The organism is Streptomyces buecherae (assembly GCF_014295035.1).
GTDB lineage: Bacteria > Actinomycetota > Actinomycetes > Streptomycetales > Streptomycetaceae > Streptomyces > Streptomyces youssoufiensis.
The window spans coordinates 6751081-6771523 of record NZ_CP060404.1 but is presented as its reverse complement, the minus strand read 5'-3'; the positions used below and the strand labels follow the sequence as shown (position 1 = coordinate 6771523).

Sequence of the window (20443 nt, the reverse complement as noted above, 5' to 3'; positions counted from 1 at the left end):
GACCAGCGGCTCTGCTATTCGGGCAACTCACACTAAGCATGCACTTACTGGACGGTGTCGCCGGCGCGGTGCGAGGATGCGCGCGAACTCACGTTCCCGCTTGGATTGGAAGGAGTCTCTGCGATGCAGGGCGACCCCGAGGTCATCGAATTCCTCAACGAGCAGCTCACCGGTGAGCTCACCGCGATCAACCAGTACTTCCTGCACGCGAAAATGCAGGAGAACTTCGGCTGGACCAAGCTCGCGAAGTACACCCGGCACGAGTCGTTCGACGAGATGAAGCACGCCGAGGTGCTGACCGACCGGATTCTGTTCCTGGACGGCCTACCCAACTACCAGCGGCTGTTCCACGTGCGGGTGGGGCAGACGGTGACCGAGATGTTCCAGGCGGACCGGCAGGTCGAGGTGGAGGCGATCGATCGCCTGCGGCGCGGTATCGAGGTCATGCGGGCCAAGGGCGACATCACGTCGGCGAACATCTTCGAGAGCATCCTCGAGGACGAGGAACACCACATCGACTACCTGGACACCCAGCTCGAGCTGATCGAGAAACTGGGCGAGCCGCTGTACATCGCGCAACTCATCGAGCAGCCCGACAGCTGATCCCGCGTTCCCCGGGGCGGCACCCGTGCGCGCGGAAGACCGCGCGGGGCGTGGCGTCAGGCGGCCTCGGCGGTGGACAGCGGCGCGGGAGCGGCCGGCTGTTCGGCGGCCAGCGCGGCGGCGGCACCGTCCGGACCGAGTTGGTCGAGGACCGAGCGCCGGGGACAGCCCGCCCCCCGCCCCAGGAGCGCCTGGATGCGGCGCACGCACGAGCCGCAGTCGGTGCCCGCCTTGCTGGCGGAGGCTATCTGGCGAGGGGTGCACGCGCCGCTTTCCGCATGCTCCCGTACCTGCTGCTCGGTGATGCCGAAGCATGAGCAGACGTACACGCGGTCACCCCCGTACGGGATTGATAGGGAAACCCCATCGCCATTGATCGCTGAGGTTACCCTTACCTTACCCGGCACCCCACGGGGATAACAGTCGGGGTCACAGCAGTGGGGCGCGGATCACAGATCCGCGCCCCACACGCCGTTTCAGGCCCCGTCCATCACTGGTCCCGGTACATCTCCGCGACCAGGAACGCCAGGTCAAGCGACTGGCTGCGGTTGAGCCGCGGGTCGCACGCCGTCTCGTAGCGCTGGTGCAGGTCGTCCACGAAGATCTCGTCGCCGCCGCCCACGCACTCGGTGACGTCGTCGCCGGTCAGCTCGACGTGGATGCCGCCCGGGTGGGTGCCCAGGCCCTTGTGGACCTCGAAAAAGCCCTTGACCTCGTCCAGGACGTCGTCGAAGCGCCGCGTCTTGTGGCCGGAGGCCGCCTCGAAGGTGTTGCCGTGCATCGGGTCGCAGATCCAGGCGACCTGCGCGCCGGAGGCGGTGACCTTCTCGACCAGCGTGGGCAGCTTGTCGCGGACCTTGTCCGCGCCCATTCGGGTGATGAAGGTGAGCCGCCCCGGCTCGCGGTTGGGGTCGAGCCGCTCGATCAGGGTGAGGGCGTCCTCGGCCGTGGTGGTGGGGCCGAGCTTCACCCCGATCGGGTTGCGGATCTTGGAGGCGAACTCGATGTGGGCGCCGTCGAGCTGCCGCGTGCGCTCGCCGATCCACACCATGTGCCCGGAGACGTCGTACAGGTCGCCGGTGCGCGAGTCGACGCGGGTCAGCGCCGACTCGTAGTCGAGCACCAGGGCCTCGTGCGAGGCGAAGAACTCGACGGTCTTGAACTCCTCCGGGTCCACGCCGCAGGCGTTCATGAAGTTCAGCGCGCGGTCGATCTCGCGCGCCAGCGCCTCGTAACGCTGCCCGGACGGGGACGACTTCACGAAGTCCTGGTTCCAGGCATGCACCTGGCGCAGGTCGGCGTACCCGCCGGTGGTGAAGGCGCGCACCAGGTTCAGCGTGGCGGCCGACGCGTGGTACATCCGCTTGAGCCGCTGCGGGTCCGGGATGCGGGCGGCCTCGGTGAACTCGAAACCGTTGACGGAGTCGCCCCGGTAGGTCGGCAGCGTGACGCCGTCGCGGGTCTCGGTCGGCTTGGAGCGCGGCTTGCTGTACTGGCCGGCGATCCGCCCGACCTTGACCACCGGCACCGAGCCGGCGTACGTGAGGACGGCGCCCATCTGCAACAGCGTCTTGAGCTTGTTGCGGATCTGGTCGGCGCCGACGGCGTCGAACGCCTCCGCGCAGTCGCCGCCCTGGAGCAGGAACGCCTCACCGCGGGCCACCGCGCCCAGCCGGGCACGCAACTGGTCGCACTCGCCGGCGAAGACGAGGGGCGGATAGGACTCGAGCTCCGCGATCACATCGCGCAGAGCCTCGTGGTCCGGCCAGTCAGGCTGCTGCGCCGCGGGCAGGGAGCGCCAGGTGTGTCCACCGGCGTGGGTTTCAGCGTTCACGGTCACGTTGTCAACATTACGGGGTCTCTCCGGGCGTCCATGCCGCCGCCCACGGGTTGAGACGGTTTCCGACCGGTTCCTGGCTCGATGCCGACACCTTGTTGACCTGCGATGGAGGGCTTCACGACCGGTTGTGGCCCGTCCGCTTCGCGCGCTCCGGGGCGCCGCTGCCGGCGCCGCCCAACCCGTGGACGCGGCACGGCCGCCGCCCGTCCCGCTTCGGGTAGGGTGCCGCCCATGCACACGCAGCTCAACCGATTCTGGTGGTGGACCGCTCACTCGGCGGCCCACTAGCGCGCGTTGTCCTCAACACCACGCGAAGGCCGCCCCGAGGGGCGGCCTTCGCTGCGTGTGCGGGCCGTCCCTCCCCCGTAGGTCCACCTGACCCGTGGACCCCTCCGGACGGAAGGACCCCATGTCAGAGCAGCCAGACCAGCCAGAGCAGTCACAGCCGTCAGATCAGTCACAGCGGGCCGAGCGGTCGCGGCGGGCCGAGTCGACGCCACCGCCCGGCGGGCCAGAGCGCGCCCAGCCCGGCGCCGCCGCGCTCGTCCGTCGCCTCCTCGCCGCCGACTGCCCGCCGTACGCGCTGCTGCGCCGCCGGGCGCCCGGGCACGACGCGGACACCGTCGAGGTCCTGATCGGGCCGGTCACCGAGGTCGACCAGCTCGCCGACATCCCGCTGCCCGAGCCGGGCGCGGACCCCGCGCGGGCCGGGCGGCCGGCGTGGGACGCGCTGGCCCTGGTGCCCTTCCGGCAGATCCGCGAGCGCGGCTTCCAGGCCCACGACGACGGGACCCCGCTGGCGGTGCTGCGACCCGACGAGGCGTACGCGCTGCCGCTGCCCGCGCTGCTCGCGGCGCTGCCCGCGCACCAGGTGCGGGTGACGGGTGGCGCCTTCGACGTCGACGACGAGGGGTACGCGCGGATCGTGCGGCGCGTCATCGACGAGGAGATCGGCACCGGCGAGGGCGCCAACTTCGTGATCCGGCGCACCTTCGAGGGCGAGATCCCCGGCTTCGCCGCCCGCGACGCGCTCGCGCTCTTCCGCCGCCTGCTGGCCGGCGAGCGCGGCGCGTACTGGACGTACGTGGTGCACACCGGCGAGCGGACGCTGGTGGGCGCCAGCCCCGAGGTGCACGTGCGGATGTCGGGCGAGACCGTCGTGATGAACCCCATCAGCGGCACCTACCGCTACCCCGAGCAGGGCCCGAGCGTCGAGGGCCTGCTGGCGTTCCTGGGCGACCGCAAGGAGGTGGAGGAGTTGTCGATGGTCGTGGACGAGGAGCTGAAGATGATGTGCGCCGTCGGCGACCGGGGCGGCGTGGTGGTCGGCCCGCGACTGCGGGAGATGGCGCACCTGGCGCACACCGAGTACGAGCTGCGCGGGCGCAGCACGCTGGACGTGCGCGAGGTGCTGCGGCAGACGATGTTCGCGGCGACCGTCACCGGCTCGCCCGTACAGAACGCGTGCCGGGTGATCGCCCGGCACGAGCCGCGCGGCACGGACGGCCGGGGGCGCGGCTACTACGCGGGGGCCCTCGCGTTGATCGGCCGGGACGCCGGCGGGGCCCGCACCTTGGACTCGCCGATCCTCATCCGTACCGCCGACATCGACGGGCGCGGGCGGCTGCGGGTGCCGGTCGGGGCCACCCTGGTGCGTCACTCCGACCCGGCGGGCGAGGTCGCCGAGACGCACGCCAAGGCCGCCGGGGTGCTGACGGCGCTCGGAGTGCGGGCGGAGCCGGCCCGGGTGGCCGGCACGGGCGCCGGCCGGCTGGCGGACGACCCGCGGGTGCGGGCCGCGCTCGACGCCAGGCGCGCGGACCTGGCGCCGTTCTGGCTGCGGATGAACGCGCCGGGGCCGGACGCGGGGAGCGCGGGGCACGCGCTGGTCATCGACGCCGAGGACACGTTCACCTCGATGCTGGCGCACCTGCTGGCCACCTCGGGGCTGCGGGTCGAGGTGCGCGGGTTCGCCGAGCCGGGGCTGCGGGAGGCCGCGCTCGCGCACCCGGGGCCGATCGTGCTCGGTCCGGGCCCGGGCGATCCGTCGGACGCGGCCGACCCGAGGATGCGGCTGCTGCGCGGCCTGGCGGCGGACCTGCTACGCGAGCACCGGCACGGGCTGCTCGGGGTGTGCCTGGGACACGAGTTGATCGCCGCGGAGCTGGGCCTGGAGATCGTCCGCAAGCGGGTGCCGGCCCAGGGGGCCCAGGAGCGGATCGACTTCTTCGGCCGGCCGGAGACGGTCGGCTTCTACAACACCTTCACGGCCCGCTGCGACGCGGAGGCGGAGGCGGCACTCGCGCCGCACCGGGTCGCGTTGAGCCGGGACACGGTGAGCGGCGAGGTGCACGCGCTGCGCGGGCCCGGGTTCGGCGGGCTCCAGTTCCATCCGGAGTCGGTGCTGACGCTGGGCGGCGCGGCGCTGGTGGCCCAGGAGTTGGCGCTGGCCCGGCAGACGGTGCCGCAGGCGTAGCGGGGCGGGCCCAGGGGCGGCCGGCGCGGTGGCCGGTCGCCCCGGCGGCGGGGTGTCGCGCGCCCCGCCGGGCCCCGGCCGGGCGGGCCCGCCGCGGGTGCGTGGCGGGCCCGCCGGTCGCTCAGCCGAAGAAGACCCCGGCCTCCGCGTAGAGGCGCGGGTCCACGGTCTTGAGCTTGGCCGTGGCCTCGGCCAGCGGCACGCGCACCACGTCCGTGCCGCGCAGCGCGACCATCGCGCCGTACGCCTGGTCCCGTACGGCCTCGATGGCGTGCAGGCCGAAGCGGGTGGCCAGCCAGCGGTCGAAGGCGCTGGGCGTGCCGCCGCGTTGGACGTGGCCGAGGACGGTGGTTCTGGCCTCCTTGCCGGTGCGCCGCTCGATCTCCTTGGCCAGCCACTCGCCGACGCCGGAGAGCCGCACGTGGCCGAAGGAGTCCAGCGAGCCGTCCTTGAGGACCATCTGGCCGTCCTTGGGCATGGCGCCCTCGGCGACGACGACGATGGGCGCGTAGCGGACCTTGAAGCGGGACTCCACCCAGCCGCAGACCTCGGCCACGTCGAACCGCTGCTCGGGGATGAGGATCGCGTTGGCCCCGCCGGCGAGGCCCGAGTGCAGGGCGATCCAGCCGGCGTGCCGGCCCATCACCTCTACCACCAGGACCCGCATGTGGGACTCGGCGGTGGTGTGCAGCCGGTCGATGGCCTCGGTGGCGATGTTGACGGCGGTGTCGAAACCGAAGGTGTAGTCGGTGGCGGACAGGTCGTTGTCGATGGTCTTGGGGACGCCGACGCACGGCACCCCGTACTCGTCGGACAGGCGCGCCGCGACGCCGAGGGTGTCCTCGCCGCCGATCGCGATCAGCGCGTCCACCTCGTGCTTGGCGAGGTTCTCCTTGATCCGGCGGACACCGTCCGGCGCCCCCAGTGGGTTGGTCCGCGACGATCCGAGGATGGTGCCGCCGCGCGGCAGGATGCCGCGCACCGCGGGGATGTCGAGCGGTACGACCTGGCCCTCCAGCGGTCCGCGCCAGCCGTCCCTGAACCCGGTGAAGGTGTATCCGTACTCCTGGACGCCCTTGCGGACGGCCGCGCGGATGACCGCGTTGAGACCGGGGCAGTCACCACCACCGGTCAGCACTCCGACCCGCATCGCATCTTCCCTTCTCCCGTGAATGACCCGATATGGCAGCCACGCTAATGGTGACGCAGGTCACACGAGTGGGGATAGGGGGCGAAGTGCCGCGCACCGCGCGGAAGTTGGGCCGGCGCGTTCACTCGTACGAGGGGCGCGCGGGGCGCGGGCGAGCGGCGGCGGACGGATCTCGGCGGCCTCGCGCGCTACGCGTCGCCGTCCAGGCCGCGCTCTATGGCGTAGCGCACCAGCTCGACGCGGTTGTGCAGGTGCAGCTTGCCCAGGGTGTTCTGGACGTGGTTCTGCACGGTGCGGTGCGAGATGACCAGCCGCTCGGCGATCTGCTTGTACGAAAGGCCCTTGGCGACCAGCCGCAGCACCTCGGTCTCCCGGTCGGTCAGCCGGGGCGCGCCCGGCTCGTCGGTGCTGGCCGGGGTCGGGTCGGTGGCCAGGCGCCGGTACTCGCCGAGCACCAGGCCCGCGAGACCGGGCGTGAACACCGCGTCGCCGGCGGCCGTGCGGCTCACCGCGTCCAGGAGTTCGGCGGTCGACGCCGACTTCACCAGGTAGCCGGTGGCGCCCGACTTCACGGCCTCCAGCACGTCCGCGTGCTCGCCGCTGGCCGACAGGACCAGCACCCGCAGCGCCGGGTCGGCGCCCACCAGCTCCTTGCACACCCGCACCCCGGGCAGCCCCGGCAGGTTGAGGTCGAGCACCAGCACGTCGGGTCGCGCGGCGGTCGCCCGGCGCACCGCCTGCGGCCCGTCGCCGGCGGTCGCCACCACGTCGAACCCGGCCTCCGCCAGGTCACGGGCGACCGCCTCCCGCCACATCGGATGGTCGTCCACCACCATCACCCGTACGGCCGCTGCCTCGCTCATGACGCGTCCTTCCTCCCCCGTGGGACTCTCAACTCCACCTCGGTGCCCTGCCCCGGCACCGAGTCGAGGACGGCGCTGCCGCCCAGGTCGCGCAGCCGCCCCCGGATCGACTGGGCGACGCCGAGCCGCCCCTCGCGCTCGGCGTCCACGAGTCGGCCCTCCGGGATGCCCGGGCCGTCGTCGCGGACGGTGACGAGCACGGCGTCCGGCTCGTCCTCGACCAAAATGAAGGCTTTGGCGCCCTCGCCGGCGTGCTGGCGCACGTTGTCCAGCGCGGCGCTGACCGCGCTGGCCAACTCCGTCGCCGCGTGCGCCGGCAGCAGCACGGGGGCGCCCGGCTCGGCGAGCGAGACCGAGGCCCCGGCGAACGGCGCGAGCAGGGTGCGCAGGTCCCGCGGCTCGGACGCTGGACCCGCGTCCGCCGCCTCGCGGGCGGTGCCCGCGACGTCCCGGGCGGTGGCGAGGGGGGACGGCGCCGCCGGGCCGGCGGACGGTGTCGCGTCGGTGGGCCGGGCGCCGGACGGGGGGCTCGACCGGTCCAGGCCGCTGGTGATCAGGGTGCGCAGCGCGACCTCCTGCTCGCCGGCCATCCGGCCGAGTTCGGCCGCCTCGCCGCCGATGGCCACGCCCCGCCGCTGCACCATGGCCAGCACCTGGAGGACGCTGTCGTGGATGTCGCGGGCGAGCCGCTCCCGCTCCCGGGTGGCCGCCTCGATCTGCAGGGCCCGGGCGAGGGTGCGCTCACTGGCGCGGGCCACCTCGACCACGTAGCCGATCGCCACGCTGGCCACCCAGACCAACATCACGTTGTGCACCGTGTTCTGGGCGAAGGCCCCGCGCTCGATAATGTTGGCCGCGCCCGCTATGGCCGAGGCCACCGCGCCCCAGCGCCAGCCGCCCTTGATGGCGAAGCCGAGCACGGCGCCCGCGGTCCATATCGAGGGCAGCGTGGGGCCGCCGTCGATGATCCGCTGGTCCGTGTCGACCAGCGGGGTCAGCAGGATGCCGACGATCGCCACGGAGAGGTCCGCGATCAGGAACCGTTTGGTGCACCGCTCGGCGGAGCTGACCATGCGCCAACTGAACACCATCCAGCCGGCCAGCAGCAGCATGTACGCGCCGGCGCCGAGCGGGTGCGCGTACTCGCCGTAGGCGTGTACGTACAGGGCGATCGCGTAGAGCGCGGTCAGGATGCGGTAGCCGGTGAGGGCTCGCCACAGCGGCTGCTCGACCGACATCCGCACCACGCGCTCGCGCACCGGACGCTCGCGCACCGGTTGCTGAGCCATCTGCCACCCCCCGCTGGGCACCGCTCCCCCGTTGACCGTAGCGGCCCGGCCTAGTCGACAGCGACCCGACCCACTCGGCAGCGATCCCGACCGAGTCGGCTGCGGTGCCCAGCCCACTCGGCAGCGATCCCCGGCCTACTCCGCCTCGCTACGACCCGCCGCGTCCGGGCCCTTCGTGCCGGCCCGGCCCGTCCGGCCCGGCTTGCCGGCCTTCGCGGCCTCGTCCTTCGCCGCCTTGGCCGCCTTCTCTTCCTTCTCCTGCTTGGCGGCCTCGGCGAGCTGCCGCTTGGCGGCGGTCGCGTAGACGTCCACGTACTCCTGGCCCGAGAGCTTCATGATCTCGTACATGACCTCGTCGGTGACCGAGCGCAGGATGAACCGGTCGCCGTCCATGCCGTGGTAGCGGCTGAAGTCCAGCGGCTTGCCGATCCGGATGCCCGGCCGCATGAGCTTGGGCATCACCTTGCCCGGCGGCTGGATCTTCTCGGTGTCGATCATCGCGACCGGGATCACCGGCGCGCCGGTGGCCAGCGCGACCCGGGCCAGGCCGCCCGGCTTGCCACGGTAGAGCCGGCCGTCCGGGGAGCGGGTGCCCTCCGGGTAGATGCCGAAGAGTTCACCGCGCTCCAGCACCTCGATGCCGCTCTTGATCGCGGCCTCGCCGGCGCCGCGCGCGCCCGAGCGGTCCACCGGGAGCTGGCCGACGCCCTTGAAGAAGGCGGCGGTCATCCTGCCCTTGAGGCCGGGCGAGGTGAAGTACTCCGCCTTGGCGATGAAGGTGACCTTGCGGTCGAGCATCGCCGGCAGGAAGAAGGAGTCCGAGAAGGAGAGGTGGTTGCTGGCCAGGATCGCGGGCCCCTCGGCCGGGATGTTCTCCAGGCCCTCCACCCAGGGCCGGAAGGCAAGCTTCAGCGACCCACCGATGGAAAGCTTCATTGCGCCGTAGAACAACCGAGGACCTCCTGTATCCGACGAGGAGACCTTAACCCGCCGCGGGGCACGCCTCTCGCCCGCGTTCGGCGGCGGCCGGCGGGCCGGGCCGCGGAACCGGCCCGGTTCCGCGTCCGTGGCCCGGCTCCCCCCGGGCCCCGCGTACGGCCCGCGCGCGGGGCACCGATCGGCCTATCCCACGTGCGGCGCTCCGCGTAGGCTGAGGTCCCAACCGTCCGGCCGCGCCCGGCCCCTGACCGAACGGAGACCCCGGTGCCGCTGTCCCCCGGAGCCGAGCCGTTCCACCACCCAGGAAACCCCGGCAACTCCGTCGGTGTCCTCGTCTGCCACGGCTTCACCGCCTCCCCCCAGTCCGTTCGGCCCTGGGCCACCTCGCTCGCCGAGCGCGGGTACGCGGTCTCGCTCCCGCTGCTGCCCGGCCACGGCACCCGGTGGCAGGACCTGGCGCTCACCGGCTGGCAGGACTGGTACGCGGAGGTCGACCGGGAGCTCGGCAGGCTGGCGGCGCGCTGTTCGCGGGTCTTCGTCTGCGGCCTGTCCATGGGCGGCACGCTGGCGCTGCGGCTCGCGGCCCGGCACGGGGCCACCATCAGCGGCCTGGTCCTGGTCAACCCGGCGAACAAGATGCACGACGTGGCGGCCAGGGCGCTGCCCGTGGTGCGCCACCTGGTCCCCTCGACCAAGGGCATCGCGAGCGACATCGCCAAGCCGGGCAGCCAGGAGCTGGGCTACGACCGGGTGCCGCTGCACGCCGCGCACTCGCTGCGTCAGTTCTTCCGGATCGTGGACGCGGAGCTGGCGCAGGTCACCCAGCCGCTGCTGGTGCTGCACAGCCCGCAGGACCACGTGGTGCCGCCGGTGGACTCGGCGCGCATCCTGGCCCGGGTCTCGTCCACGGACATCACCGAACGGCTGCTGGAGCGCAGTTTCCACGTGGCCACGCTGGACCACGACGCGGAACTGATCTTCGCCGACACGCACGCGTTCATCAGCCGCCTGGCGTCGCCCGCCGACGCGCCGCGCCCGGACCGGGTGGGTTGAGCCATGCCGCGGGCTGAGGGAGAGGCAGGACAGGGACCGGTGCCCGAGCGCGACGCACACACCGACGACCCGGCGGACGCCGGCGCCCCCGACGAGCGGCCGGCCACCCCCGGCGCCCAGGAACCCACCGTCGACGCGCCGACCGACCGCGCGCTGGGCGCACCGGGCCCGGCCGGCGAGGCCGAGGCCGCGCGGGCGGCCGACGAGGCGCCCGCGTCCGGGGCGACCGAGCCGCAGGACGGGCCGCCCGGCGACACCCACCGCGCCACGGGCGACCTCGCCCCCCGCGACGGAGCGCCGGGCCCCGAGACCACCACCGGCCCGGCCGCCGCACAGCAGCCGACGGGCGACGGCGCGACGGGTGACGGCGCGGCGAGCGGCGGCGGGGCGGGCGCGACCGCCACGGAGCCGGAGCACGACGCGGCCCGGCGCTCGGCCGAGGAGGCGGCGTGGGCCGAGATCGTCGCGGGTTACGGGGACGAGCCGCCGGACCCGCCGGGCGTGGCCCCCTGGTCGTCGGCCGACGCGCGGGAGCGGGCGGCGAACGGGCCCACCCGCGAGATCGCGCCGGGCAAGCCGGACAAGACGCTCGGCACGGCGGGCGGCTCCGGCCGGGAGGCGGACGAGCCCCCGGCGGAGCCGGCGATGGCGCTCGGCGGCTCCGTGATCTTCGCGCCGGGCGTCGGCCCGCGCGACTGGTCCCCGGCCGAACCCTCCGACGACGACTTCGACGCGAGCGACGAGGGCCATTTCGTACCGCCCGAGCCGCCGCCGCTGCCGCACGCGGACACCACGGCCCGCTTCGCCTGGCTGGCCGTGCTCGGCGGGCCACTGCTGCTGTTGCTCATGGTGGTGCTGCGCCAGGAGATCACCTGGTGGATCGCGACCCTGGGGGTCGGCGGCTTCCTCGGCGGCTTCGCCACGCTGGTGATGCGGATGCGCGGCGACGAGGACGACGAGGACGAGGACCCCGGCCGGGGCGCGGTCGTCTGAGCGACGGACGGGCCGGTCTGATCCGGCCCGCCCGTCGACCTCCCGGCGGGCCGGCTCGCCCCGCGACCGGCCCGCGGGCTTGTTCCTCCCCGACGGAGCGCACCCGGCCCGCCGGGCCTCGCCCGGGCCCGGGCGTGCCGGCGGGTCAGCCCTTGGGCGGCGCGGGGTGCGGCAGCCGGAGGGCGGCCAGCACGGGCAGGTGGTCGGCCGCCGCGCGCAGGTCGGCGGGGCGTACGGCGGGCAGTTCGGCCGGCACGCCGCAGCCGAGGATCTCCACGCCACCGGTGGTCAGTACAGCGTCCACGCGCTCGCGCGGCCCGGCGGGCGGCGCGGTGTGCTCCCCGCCCCACGGCCGCTCGGCCCACGCGTCCCGCAACCGGTCGTCGGTCAGCCGCCGGAAGGCCCGGCCGTCCGGCGCTTCGCCGAGGCTGCCGGCGAGCACCGCGTACGGCGCGTCGAGCCCGTCGAGTCGGGACAGCAACGCCCCCGCATGGGTGTGGCGCTCCCCGGCGTCCGGGCCGAGGTGGCAGCTCAGCACGCCGAGCCGGACGTCGCCGAAGCGCAGCACCGCGGCGGCCACGCCGCGCCGCCGCACGCCGGGCGTGCGGGGCAACAGGATCTCCTCGGTCCGCTCCACATGGGCCCGCAGCGTGCTGAAGATCGCCGGCCCCGCGGTGGTGGCGCCGCCCGTCACGTGCACCAGGCCGGCCTCGCGGGCGAGCCGGGCGAGCGCCTTGCGCCAGCGGAAGAACCTCGGCGCCTCCTGGACGCACACCACGTCCGGGGCGGTGGCGCGGATGACCCGGGCCACCGCGCGGCAGGCGGCGCCGGACGGCTGGCCGGGCGCGTCGCGCAGCGAGCGGACGTTGTAGCTGAGCACCCGCACCACGACGGAGCCGTCCGGCTCCCTGCGTGAGGCGGGCAGGTCGTGCTGTTGACTCCGTACGGCCGCGAACGTCACTTCGCCACTCCAGAACTGGGACCGGACTCGATGATCTGCTGTGCGCTGTTCCGTGGTGCTGGGTCACGCTGGTGGTGCTGAGGCAGTCTGGTGATGCGTGCCCCATGGTGCCGACGATGCTGGTGTGACGGAAGTTCCCGTCGGCGGCGGCCCGTTCGAGCCGCGCGCGAGGCAGTGTCACCGCCGGGCCGCGGGGCGAGCGTACGCCCGCGGCGCACCGGCGTGCCGCGTACGACGCGACGGCGCGGTGCCGGCCCGCGCGGGTGGGCGGGGGGGGGGCAGCGCGCCGTCGGTGTGAGGTCAGCCCTGGCGGGCCAGGTCGGCCGCGCCGACCAGCCCCGCCTTGCCGCCGAGCTGGGCGGCCAACACCTGGGCGTGGGGCCGCCATTGGCTGCCCACCAGCCAGCGGCGGAAGGACTTGCGGATCGGGTCGAGCACGAGGTCGCCCTCGTCGGAGACGCCGCCGCCGACGATGAACGCCGACGGGTCGAAGAGCGAGGCGAGGTCGGCGAGGCCGGCGCCCGCCCACCGGGCGAGTTCACGGAAGGAGTCGATGGCCACCGGGTCCCCGCTCCGGGCGGCCTGGCTCACGTGCTTGCCCTCGATCCCGGCGGGGGTGCCGTCGCCGAGGCCGAGCAGGACCGTCGCGTTCTCCGGCGTCGCGGCGGCGCGCTGGCGCGCGTACCGGACCAGGGCGCGGCCGGACGCGTACTGCTCCCAGCAGCCCTGGCTGCCGCAGCCGCACAGCAGACCGTCCGGGACCACCCGGATGTGCCCGAACTCGCCCGCCACGCCGAACCGGCCGCGGCGCAGCTTGTTGCCGATGATGACGCCGCCGCCGAGGCCGGTGCCGAGCGTGATGCAGATGACGTCCTCGTGGCCCTGGCCCGCGCCGAACCGGTACTCGCCCCAGGCCGCGGCGTTGGCGTCGTTCTCCACCACGACGGGCAGCCCGACGCGCTGCTCGACCTTGTCCTTGAGCGCCTCGTGGCGCCAGTTGACGTTCGGGGCGAACAGCACCGTGGCCCGCTTGTCGTCCACGTAGCCGGCCGCGCCGATGCCGACCGCCTCCACCTCGTGGTGCGCGCTGACCGTGCGTACGGCCTCCGCGATCGCGTCCACGACGGCCTCGGGGGTGGGCGGGGTCGGCACCTTGCAGGTGTCCCGGATCGCGCCCTCCTCGTCGACCACGCCCGCTGCGATCTTCGTGCCGCCGATGTCGACGCCGATGGTGAGTCCCATGTGTCCCTCAGTCTCCGGTCGAACCCCGCTGCGGCCCACCGTACCGGAGCGCGGGCTCAGTCGAGGTCGATGTGTTCACTTCCTGGAGGCGTATCGTCTCGGCGGTCGTCGTCTTCCCGCTCCGTCGCCGCCCCCGGCGCCGCCCCGCGCGCCGCCTCGTCGTCGCCCCGGGTCCAGCGCTGTTCCTGTCCGCTGACCGCGGCCCGAGCAGCAGCGAGCAGCTCTGTACCGGCAGTTGCCAGGTGGTCGAAGACGTCGGGGTTGCGCTCGATGACGGGCTCGACCACCGCCTTCGCCTGTCCGATCAGTTGGCGTACGACGGTTTGGGCGGCGGCGCCAGCAATCGGGCCTTGAAGCGAAGAGAGCTTGTTGGTCACTGTTTCCGCCAACTTACGCAACTCTTCGGCGGCACTGACCTGCTGCGGTCCGTAGCGGTCGCGTCGCCTGGCGCGTTCGGCGTCGAGGTCCTCGGCACACGCCTGCTCCCAGGCGCCCGGGTCGGGCGCCTGGCGCGGCTCGCTGTCGCGGGTGTCCTGGTCGTCGGGGCGGGGCCGGTCGCCGGCGGGGCCGTCGGCGCCGGGTCGGGAGGCGGGCCCGGGCGCGCTGGCGGCGTCGTCCGGGCGCTCGGTGGCATCGCTCATGGCGGGCTCCTGCGGTGCGGCGGGGCCGTCGGTCCGTCCGGCGCGATCGGCCCGGCCTGGTCTGGTCGGCTCTTTCGACGGTACCCGAACAGCGGTGTGCCGTTCAGTGGTCGCGGGGCCACAACCGTGGATCGGGGGCGAAGCGCACGCGCAGGGCGCCCTCGTGCAGTCCCGCGCCGGCGACGGTGCACCGGCGCAGCGCGGAGGGCAGCGGCAGCACGCGGCGGAACTCGCCCACGGTGACGACGATTTCGTCGCCGCGCCGCACCAGGGACAGGTCGTCCCGCTCGGCGCCGTCCAGCGGCAGCCGCCACACCAGCAGCCCCTCGTCCGCCAGCCGGTCCTCGACCGTCCACGGCTCGGCGGCGGGCCGGTCGGGGCGCGCGTCGACGGGCCCGACGGCGTCCGCGAGCGGCCCGAGGTCGGCCAGGCCCCGTGGGTCGCGGCCGGCGTGCGGCACCTCGCGTACGGGGATGCCGGGTACGGGGATGCCGGGTACGGGGATGCCGGGTACGGGGATGCCGGCCGGCCCGCCGCCGGTGGCCTCCGCGGCGGCGCCGTGTTCCGGGGCGGCCGGGCCGCGCCCGCACGCCTCGCGCAGCTCCTTGAGCGCGGCCTGCTGCTGGCCCGAGGCCGCGGCCAGCCACGGATCGGCGGAGCCGACCGGCAGCAGCCGGTTGGCGATCACCGCGTCCACCCGGCAGCCGTGCAGGGCGAGCCCGGCGCGCGCGGCGCGCAGCGCCCGCGCGGCCAGCGGTCCCGGCTCGGCGACCAGCCGTACGGTCACCGCGTCCGACTCGATGATCTGCCGCACCGCCGCCAGGTCCTCCTGCCAGCGGCCGAAGGTCTCGTAGAGCCGCTGCGCGGGCACGGGCACGCCGGCGAGCTGGGCCAGCATGGGGTGCAGCGCGCGGGACGCCTGGCGCTCGGCGGGCAGCAGTCGGCGCAGGTAGCGGCCGAGTTGCTCGGGCAGGCCGAGGAGGCGGATCGCCTCGGGCGCCGGCGGCAGGTCCACGACGAGCACGTCCCAGCCGCGCGGGGGCCCGCCGGCCGCGCGGGCGGCGGCGGCGCGGTCCGCGGCCTGGTGGACCGCGCGCAGGGTGGCCATGAGGGCGAACGCGTCGGCGCCCGGCAGTTCGGTGGCCTCCTCGGCGGCCACGGCGTTGGCCCCGAGGTAGTCGAGGACGCTTCGGGCGCGCTCCTGTACCGAGGCCAGCTCGGACCGGAAGTACTCCGGCGTGGCGATCCGCGCCACCCACAGCCGGGGGGCCAGCTCGGTGGGCGGGCTCCAGGGCGCGGGCGCGGTCTCGGCCGTCGGCTCGGCGGCGGGGGCCGGGCCCGCGGGGTGGAAGACCTCGTCCAGGGCGCCGGCGCGGTCGGTGCTGAGCAGCAGCGTGCGCTGCCCGGAGCGGGCCGTGGCGAGCGCGGTGGCGGCGGCGACGGTGGTGCGTCCGCTGCCGCCGACGCCGGTGATCAGAACGGTGCGCATGCGGGTCAGCCCGTGGGGGCGCTCTCCACGCGCTTCTTCAGGCCCGCCAGCGCGCGGTCGATGATGACCTTCTCGGCCTTGCGCTTGATCATGCCGAGCATGGGGATCTTGACGTCCACGGTGAGCTGGTAGGTGACCAGGGTGCGGGCGCCGCTGTCGAGCGGGTCGAGCCGGTAGGAGCCGTCGAGCGAGCGCAGCATCTGGGACTTGACCAGCGACCAGCTCACCTCGCGCTCGCCGATCCAGGTGTACGCCAGGGTGTGGTCGTCCTTGATGGCGCCGGCGTCGAGCAGCAGGCGCACCTGTTCGGCGCGGCCCTGCGGGTCCCTGGCGATGACCTCGGCTTCCTTGACCTCTCCGGTCCACTCGGGGTAGCGGTCGAAGTCGGCGATCACCCCCATCACGTCGGCCGGGGCCGCTTCGATCGTGATGCTTGAGCTGGTGTGTTCCGCCATCGCCGTGGCTCCTCCGTACCCGTTCGCCGCCTGGTGCGCCTGCGGTGAAGGCTATCGCGCGCCGCCCGCCGCACCGACCGCCCCATGAGCCCGGCGCCGGCTCACCACTCCAACACCCAGGGGGTGCCGGACGAGGCGAAGTGGCCGACGTTCACGCACTCGGTCGCGCCCACCCGCATGCGGCGCGCCAACGGCTGGTGCACGTGGCCGAAGAGGGCGTACGCGGGACGCGTCGCGCGGATCGCCTCAAGGAGCGCGGAGCTGCCGCGCTCGAAGCGCCGGGCGACCGTGTCGTAGCACAGCTCCGGTACGTCGGGCGGGATGTGCGTGCAGAGCACGTCCACCTCGCCGAGCGCGGCGATCTTCGCCGCGTAGGCGTCGTCGTCGATCTCGTACGGGGTGCGCATCGGGGTGCGCAGCCCGCCGCCGACGAAGCCGAAGACCCGGCCGCCGATCTCCACCCGCTCGCCGTCGAGGACCGTGGTGCCCGGGCCGGCGTAGTCGGGCCACAGGGCCGGGATGTCCACGTTTCCGTACGTGGCGTACGTGGGGGTGGGGAAGGCGGCGAAGAGTTCGGCGTACTGCCCCCGCACCGCGGTCTCGATCGCCTGCTCGCGGCTGCCGCCCGTGCGCTCCTCCAGGTCCGCCCAGAGCGCGCGGCCGAAGTCGCGGGCCTCGTCGAAGCGGCGGGCGGTGCGCAGGGCCACGATGCGGTGCGCGTTCTCCACCCCGAACAGGTCCGGGAAGATGCCGCGCGAGTGATCGGCGTAGTCCAGGAAGAGCACGAGATCCCCGAGACACACCAGGGCGTCGGCGCCGGCCCCCGCCTTGCCGAGGTCGGCACTGTTGCCATGCACATCACTGACCACGTGAACTCGCATGCGGCTCACCTTATGCCCGTTAAGCAGCTCGCCGGAAGGGCCCCCACCTGCGGTTACTTCCGCGTCACCCGGGTTTGGGACTACTGTGCGCGAAGCCAGCTTCCAAGTGTGTGACGCATCAAACATCTAGGCGTGACCCCTATCCCCTAGCCGTACCGATGGGTAACGTCCGGGCAGTCCTACACCTCTGCCTGATGGACCGCAGCCGACGCAGCACGCCACAGCGACGTGGCGCCGGCGCCCGACGAGGAGCAGCAGTCTTGCGCGAGTTCAGCCTCCCGGCCCTCTATGAAGTACCGGCCGACGGCAATCTGACGGACCTCATCCGGCGCAACGCCGCCCAGCACCCGGACGTTCCCGTGCTGGGACGCAAGGTCGACGGCCGCTGGCAGGACGTCACGGCGGCGACCTTCCTGGCCGAGGTCAGGTCCGCGGCCAAGGGACTGATCGCCTCCGGCGTGCGCCCCGGCGACCGGGTCGGGCTGATGTCGCGCACCCGGTACGAGTGGACGCTGTTCGACTTCGCCATCTGGAGCGCCGGCGCGGTGACGGTGCCGGTGTACGAGACCAGCTCGGCCGAGCAGGTGCAGTGGATCCTGGGCGACTCGGGCGCCGTGGCCTGCCTGGTGGAGACCCCCGAGCACGAGGCCGTCGTGGACTCCGTACGCGACCGGCTGCCCTCCCTGGGCCCCGTGTGGCAGATCGAGGGCGACGCGGTGGGCGCGCTGGCGGCGGCCGGCGACGGCGTCACCGACCAGGCCGTGGACGAGCGCAGCGCGGCGGCGACCGCCGACTCCCCCGCCACCATCGTGTACACCTCCGGCACCACGGGCCGGCCCAAGGGCTGCGTGCTGACCCACCGCAGCTTCTTCGCCGAGTGCGGCAACGCCGTCGAGCGACTCAAGCCGATCTTCCAGACCAACGAGTCGTCGGTGCTGCTCTTCCTCCCCGTCGCACACGTCTTCGGGCGCCTGGTGCAGGTCGCCTCCGTGCTCGCGCCGATCAAGCTCGGCCACGTCGCCGACATCAAGACCCTCACCGACGAACTCGCCGCCTTCCGCCCGACGCTGATCCTCGGCGTGCCGCGCGTCTTCGAGAAGGTCTACAACTCGGCCCGCGCCAAGGCCCAGGCCGACGGCAAGGGCAAGATCTTCGACAAGGCCGCGGAGTGCGCCATCGCGTACAGCCGCGCCCTGGACACCCCGGGCGGCGTGCCGCTCGGGCTGCGGCTCAAGCACAAGGTCTTCGACCGGCTGGTCTTCCGCAAGCTGCGCGCCGTGCTCGGCGGCCGGGCCACGCACGCGATCTCCGGCGGCGCGCCGCTGGGCGAGCGGCTCGGGCACTTCTACCGCGGCATCGGCTTCACGGTCCTGGAGGGCTACGGGCTGACGGAGTCCTGCGCGGCCACCACGTTCAACCCCTGGGACCGGCAGAAGATCGGCACGGTCGGCCAGCCGATGCCCGGCTCGGTGGTGCGCATCGCCGACGACGGCGAGGTGCTGCTGCACGGCGAGCACCTGTTCAGCGGCTACTGGAACAACGAGGCGGCCACCGCCGACGCGCTCTCCGACGGCTGGTTCCACACCGGCGACGTGGGCTCGCTGGACGAGGACGGCTACCTGACCATCACCGGCCGCAAGAAGGAGATCATCGTGACGGCGGGCGGCAAGAACGTCGCCCCGGCCGTCATCGAGGACCGCATCCGGGCGCACGCGCTGGTCGCCGAGTGCATGGTGGTGGGCGACGCGCGGCCGTTCGTGGGCGCCCTGATCACGCTGGACGAGGAGTTCCTGCCGCGCTGGGCGGCCGAGCGGGGCAGGCCCGCCGACGCGCCCGCCGCCGAGCTGCGCTCCGACCCGGAGCTGCTGGCCGAGATCCAGCGCGCGGTCGACGACGGGAACGCGGCGGTCTCCAAGGCCGAGTCGGTGCGCAAGTTCCGCATCCTGGCGACCCAGTTCACCGAGGACTCCGGCCACGTGACGCCGTCCATGAAGCTCAAGCGGAACGTGGTGGCCAAGGACTTCGCGGACGAGATCGAGGCCATCTACCGCACCTGAGATCCGCCCCGTCCGGGCCCACGGCGGGCCCGGACGCCCGCGTACCACCAGCGCGCCAACGGCCCGCGCCCCGCGCCAACCCGGTCAGCCGGTCGCAGCGGCCCGACCAGCCCGGCCGCAGCAGCTCCGCCGGGACAGCCCGGTCAGCGCAGCCCGGTCAGCCGGTCACATCGGCCCGACCAGTCCGGCCGAAGCAGCTCCGCCAGGACAGCCCGGCAGAGCAGCCCGGTCAGCCGGTCACATCGGCCCGACCAGTCCGGCCGAAGCAGCTCCGCCAGGACAGCCCGGCAGAGCAGCCCGGTCAGAGCAGCTCGGTCAGGCGCTCGGCCAGCAGGTCCCAGCGCCAGCGCTGCTCCACCCAGGCGCGGCCCCGCTCGCCCATCCGCTGGCGCAGCTCCGGGTCGCCCAGTAGCGCGATGATCCGGTCCGCGCTCTCCTCGACCGAGCCGCCCCGTACGACCCAGCCGGTCTCGCCGTCGAGCACCGCGTCCGGCGCGCCGCCCGAGTCGCCGGCCACCACCGGCAGTCCGGTCGCCGACGCCTCCAGGTAGACGATGCCGAGCCCCTCGACGTCGAGCCCGCCGCGCCGGGTGCGGCACGGCATGGCGAAGACGTCGCCCGCCCCGTAGTGGGCCGGCAGTTCGGCGCCGGGCACCGGGCCGGTGAAGCGCACCGAATCGCTCACCCCGGTCTCCCGGGCCAGCCGCTCCAGCTCCCCCCGGTACGGGCCGCCCCCGACGATCAGGAGCACCGCGTCCGGCACCCGGCTCAGGATGCGCGGCAGCGCGAGGATCAGGGTGTCCTGCCCCTTGCGCGGCACGAGCCGTGAGACGCACACCACGACCGGCCGGTCGGCGAGGCCGAGCCTGGCCCGGATCTCGTCGCCGCCCGATCCGGGGTGGAACGCCTTCTCGTCCACGCCGGGCGGGAGTTCGACCATGCGGGCCGCGGCCGGCCCGGAGAGCGCGCCGGCGATCCGGGAGCGGGTGTACTCGCCCAGGTAGGTGAGCGTGTCGGTGCCGTCGCCGATGCGGCGCAGGAGTTGGCGGGCGGCGGGGAGCTGGGCCCAGCCGGCCTCGTGCCCGTGCGTGGTGGCCACCAGCCGGCGCGCGCCCGCCGCGCGCAGCGCGGGCGCCATCAGCCCGAGCGGGGCGGCGGCGCCGAACCACACGGACGAGCAGTCGTGGGCGCGCAGCAGTTCCGTCGCCCGCCGGGTGACCCGGGGCGTGGGCAGCAGCATGGTCGTGCGGTCCCGCACCACGGTGAAGGGCTGTTCCGCGTCGAAGGCCGCGCAGGCCCGGGCGCCCTCCGCGCCGCGTTTCCAGGTGCTGGCGTAGACGACGAGGCGGTCGGGGTCGAGGCGCAGCGCCATGTTGTGCAGGAAGGTCTGGATGCCGCCGGGCCGGGGCGGGAAGTCGTTCGTGACGATCAGGGTCTTGTCCATCGCCGCCGACAGTACCCAAGGCGCCCCCGCCGCACGTCGGCAGGCGAGCCGGGTCCGCGCGTCCGTG

The 20443-nt window shown here is 74.0% G+C and carries 18 protein-coding genes; 5 read left to right on the top strand and 13 right to left on the bottom strand.

Annotation, left to right across the window (positions count from 1 at the left end):
• The first annotated feature begins 123 nt into the window (after nt 1–123).
• Nucleotides 124–603 (top strand): bacterioferritin, encoded by a 480-nt coding sequence (gene bfr / locus H7H31_RS26925; protein WP_187063819.1) that lies wholly within the window; start codon nt 124–126, stop codon nt 601–603.
• Nucleotides 604–659: 56 nt separating this feature from the next.
• Here bfr and H7H31_RS26920 read toward each other — a convergent pair whose 3' ends face one another.
• Entirely contained in the window at nt 660–932 is a 273-nt protein-coding gene (locus tag H7H31_RS26920) for a (2Fe-2S)-binding protein (protein WP_187063818.1), read from the bottom strand.
• A gap of 161 nt (nt 933–1093) precedes the next feature.
• Nucleotides 1094–2437: a class II 3-deoxy-7-phosphoheptulonate synthase gene (locus H7H31_RS26915; RefSeq protein WP_187063817.1), complete on the bottom strand. Its 1344-nt coding sequence runs from the start codon at nt 2435–2437 to the stop codon at nt 1094–1096.
• A 415-nt stretch (nt 2438–2852) separates the two neighbouring features.
• Between H7H31_RS26915 and H7H31_RS26910 the strand changes: the two genes are divergently transcribed.
• Entirely contained in the window at nt 2853–4919 is a 2067-nt protein-coding gene (locus H7H31_RS26910; protein WP_187063816.1) for an anthranilate synthase family protein, read from the top strand.
• 121 nt (nt 4920–5040) lie between these two features.
• Here the strand turns inward: H7H31_RS26910 and H7H31_RS26905 are convergent, their stop codons facing one another.
• The 4 genes from H7H31_RS26905 to H7H31_RS26890 form a co-directional block, all read right to left on the bottom strand.
• A complete protein-coding gene (locus tag H7H31_RS26905) occupies nt 5041–6069 on the bottom strand; it encodes a 6-phosphofructokinase (protein WP_187063815.1) in 1029 nt (342 codons plus the stop codon).
• Between the two features lie 188 nt (nt 6070–6257).
• On the bottom strand, nt 6258–6932 hold the full coding sequence (locus tag H7H31_RS26900; RefSeq protein ID WP_187063814.1) for a response regulator: 675 nt from the start codon (nt 6930–6932) through the stop codon (nt 6258–6260).
• Nucleotides 6929–8221, bottom strand: coding sequence for a MacS family sensor histidine kinase (macS, locus tag H7H31_RS26895; protein WP_232110102.1), 1293 nt, complete (start codon nt 8219–8221; stop codon nt 6929–6931). Before macS ends, H7H31_RS26900 begins: the two co-directional genes overlap by 4 nt.
• A 135-nt stretch (nt 8222–8356) precedes the next feature.
• Nucleotides 8357–9157 carry a lysophospholipid acyltransferase family protein gene (locus H7H31_RS26890; protein ID WP_187063813.1) on the bottom strand — a complete coding sequence of 267 codons (801 nt, stop codon included), beginning with the start codon at nt 9155–9157 and terminating at the stop codon, nt 8357–8359.
• A gap of 267 nt (nt 9158–9424) precedes the next feature.
• On the opposite strand from H7H31_RS26890, the gene H7H31_RS26885 reads away from it, so the two are divergent.
• Together H7H31_RS26885 and H7H31_RS26880 are read left to right on the top strand one after the other, a co-directional pair.
• The gene (locus tag H7H31_RS26885) at nt 9425–10213 is read left to right on the top strand and encodes an alpha/beta hydrolase (RefSeq protein WP_187063812.1); all 789 of its coding nucleotides are present in this window, start codon (nt 9425–9427) and stop codon (nt 10211–10213) included.
• Between the two features lie 459 nt (nt 10214–10672).
• On the top strand, nt 10673–11206 hold the full coding sequence (locus H7H31_RS26880) for a hypothetical protein (RefSeq protein WP_372456039.1): 534 nt from the start codon (nt 10673–10675) through the stop codon (nt 11204–11206).
• A gap of 145 nt (nt 11207–11351) precedes the next feature.
• Here the strand turns inward: H7H31_RS26880 and H7H31_RS26875 are convergent, their stop codons facing one another.
• From H7H31_RS26875 to H7H31_RS26850, 6 genes are all read right to left on the bottom strand, one after another.
• On the bottom strand, nt 11352–12167 hold the full coding sequence (locus tag H7H31_RS26875; protein WP_187063811.1) for an endonuclease/exonuclease/phosphatase family protein: 816 nt from the start codon (nt 12165–12167) through the stop codon (nt 11352–11354).
• Nucleotides 12168–12467: 300 nt separating this feature from the next.
• Nucleotides 12468–13409 (bottom strand): ROK family glucokinase, encoded by a 942-nt coding sequence (locus H7H31_RS26870; protein ID WP_187064207.1) that lies wholly within the window; start codon nt 13407–13409, stop codon nt 12468–12470.
• 56 nt (nt 13410–13465) lie between these two features.
• Nucleotides 13466–14050, bottom strand: a complete 585-nt coding sequence (locus H7H31_RS26865) for a DUF5304 domain-containing protein (RefSeq protein WP_187064206.1) — start codon at nt 14048–14050, stop codon at nt 13466–13468.
• 103 nt (nt 14051–14153) lie between these two features.
• Entirely contained in the window at nt 14154–15539 is a 1386-nt protein-coding gene (locus H7H31_RS26860; RefSeq protein WP_187064205.1) for an ArsA family ATPase, read from the bottom strand.
• Nucleotides 15540–15544: 5 nt separating this feature from the next.
• Nucleotides 15545–15994, bottom strand: coding sequence for an SRPBCC family protein (locus tag H7H31_RS26855; RefSeq protein WP_176161181.1), 450 nt, complete (start codon nt 15992–15994; stop codon nt 15545–15547).
• 101 nt (nt 15995–16095) lie between these two features.
• Nucleotides 16096–16875, bottom strand: a complete 780-nt coding sequence (locus H7H31_RS26850) for a metallophosphoesterase family protein (RefSeq protein WP_187064204.1) — start codon at nt 16873–16875, stop codon at nt 16096–16098.
• 260 nt (nt 16876–17135) lie between these two features.
• On the opposite strand from H7H31_RS26850, the gene H7H31_RS26845 reads away from it, so the two are divergent.
• Nucleotides 17136–18932: an AMP-dependent synthetase/ligase gene (locus H7H31_RS26845; RefSeq protein WP_187064203.1), complete on the top strand. Its 1797-nt coding sequence runs from the start codon at nt 17136–17138 to the stop codon at nt 18930–18932.
• Between the two features lie 301 nt (nt 18933–19233).
• Here H7H31_RS26845 and H7H31_RS26840 read toward each other — a convergent pair whose 3' ends face one another.
• The gene (locus H7H31_RS26840) at nt 19234–20376 is read right to left on the bottom strand and encodes a glycosyltransferase family 4 protein (RefSeq protein ID WP_187064202.1); all 1143 of its coding nucleotides are present in this window, start codon (nt 20374–20376) and stop codon (nt 19234–19236) included.
• Nucleotides 20377–20443: the final 67 nt, after the last annotated feature.

Excerpts from the sequence above, each read along its gene's own strand:
- bfr (WP_187063819.1), top strand. The coding sequence starts at position 124 with ATGCAGGGCGACCCCGAGGTCATCGAATTCCTCAACGAGCAGCTCACC.
- H7H31_RS26910 (WP_187063816.1), top strand. The coding sequence starts at position 2,853 with ATGTCAGAGCAGCCAGACCAGCCAGAGCAGTCACAGCCGTCAGATCAG.
- H7H31_RS26905 (WP_187063815.1), bottom strand. The coding sequence starts at position 6,069 with ATGCGGGTCGGAGTGCTGACCGGTGGTGGTGACTGCCCCGGTCTCAAC.
- H7H31_RS26900 (WP_187063814.1), bottom strand. The coding sequence starts at position 6,932 with ATGAGCGAGGCAGCGGCCGTACGGGTGATGGTGGTGGACGACCATCCG.
- macS (WP_232110102.1), bottom strand. The coding sequence starts at position 8,221 with ATGGCTCAGCAACCGGTGCGCGAGCGTCCGGTGCGCGAGCGCGTGGTG.
- H7H31_RS26890 (WP_187063813.1), bottom strand. The coding sequence starts at position 9,157 with ATGAAGCTTTCCATCGGTGGGTCGCTGAAGCTTGCCTTCCGGCCCTGG.
- H7H31_RS26870 (WP_187064207.1), bottom strand. The coding sequence starts at position 13,409 with ATGGGACTCACCATCGGCGTCGACATCGGCGGCACGAAGATCGCAGCG.
- H7H31_RS26865 (WP_187064206.1), bottom strand. The coding sequence starts at position 14,050 with ATGAGCGATGCCACCGAGCGCCCGGACGACGCCGCCAGCGCGCCCGGG.
- H7H31_RS26860 (WP_187064205.1), bottom strand. The coding sequence starts at position 15,539 with ATGCGCACCGTTCTGATCACCGGCGTCGGCGGCAGCGGACGCACCACC.
- H7H31_RS26855 (WP_176161181.1), bottom strand. The coding sequence starts at position 15,994 with ATGGCGGAACACACCAGCTCAAGCATCACGATCGAAGCGGCCCCGGCC.
- H7H31_RS26850 (WP_187064204.1), bottom strand. The coding sequence starts at position 16,875 with ATGCGAGTTCACGTGGTCAGTGATGTGCATGGCAACAGTGCCGACCTC.
- H7H31_RS26840 (WP_187064202.1), bottom strand. The coding sequence starts at position 20,376 with ATGGACAAGACCCTGATCGTCACGAACGACTTCCCGCCCCGGCCCGGC.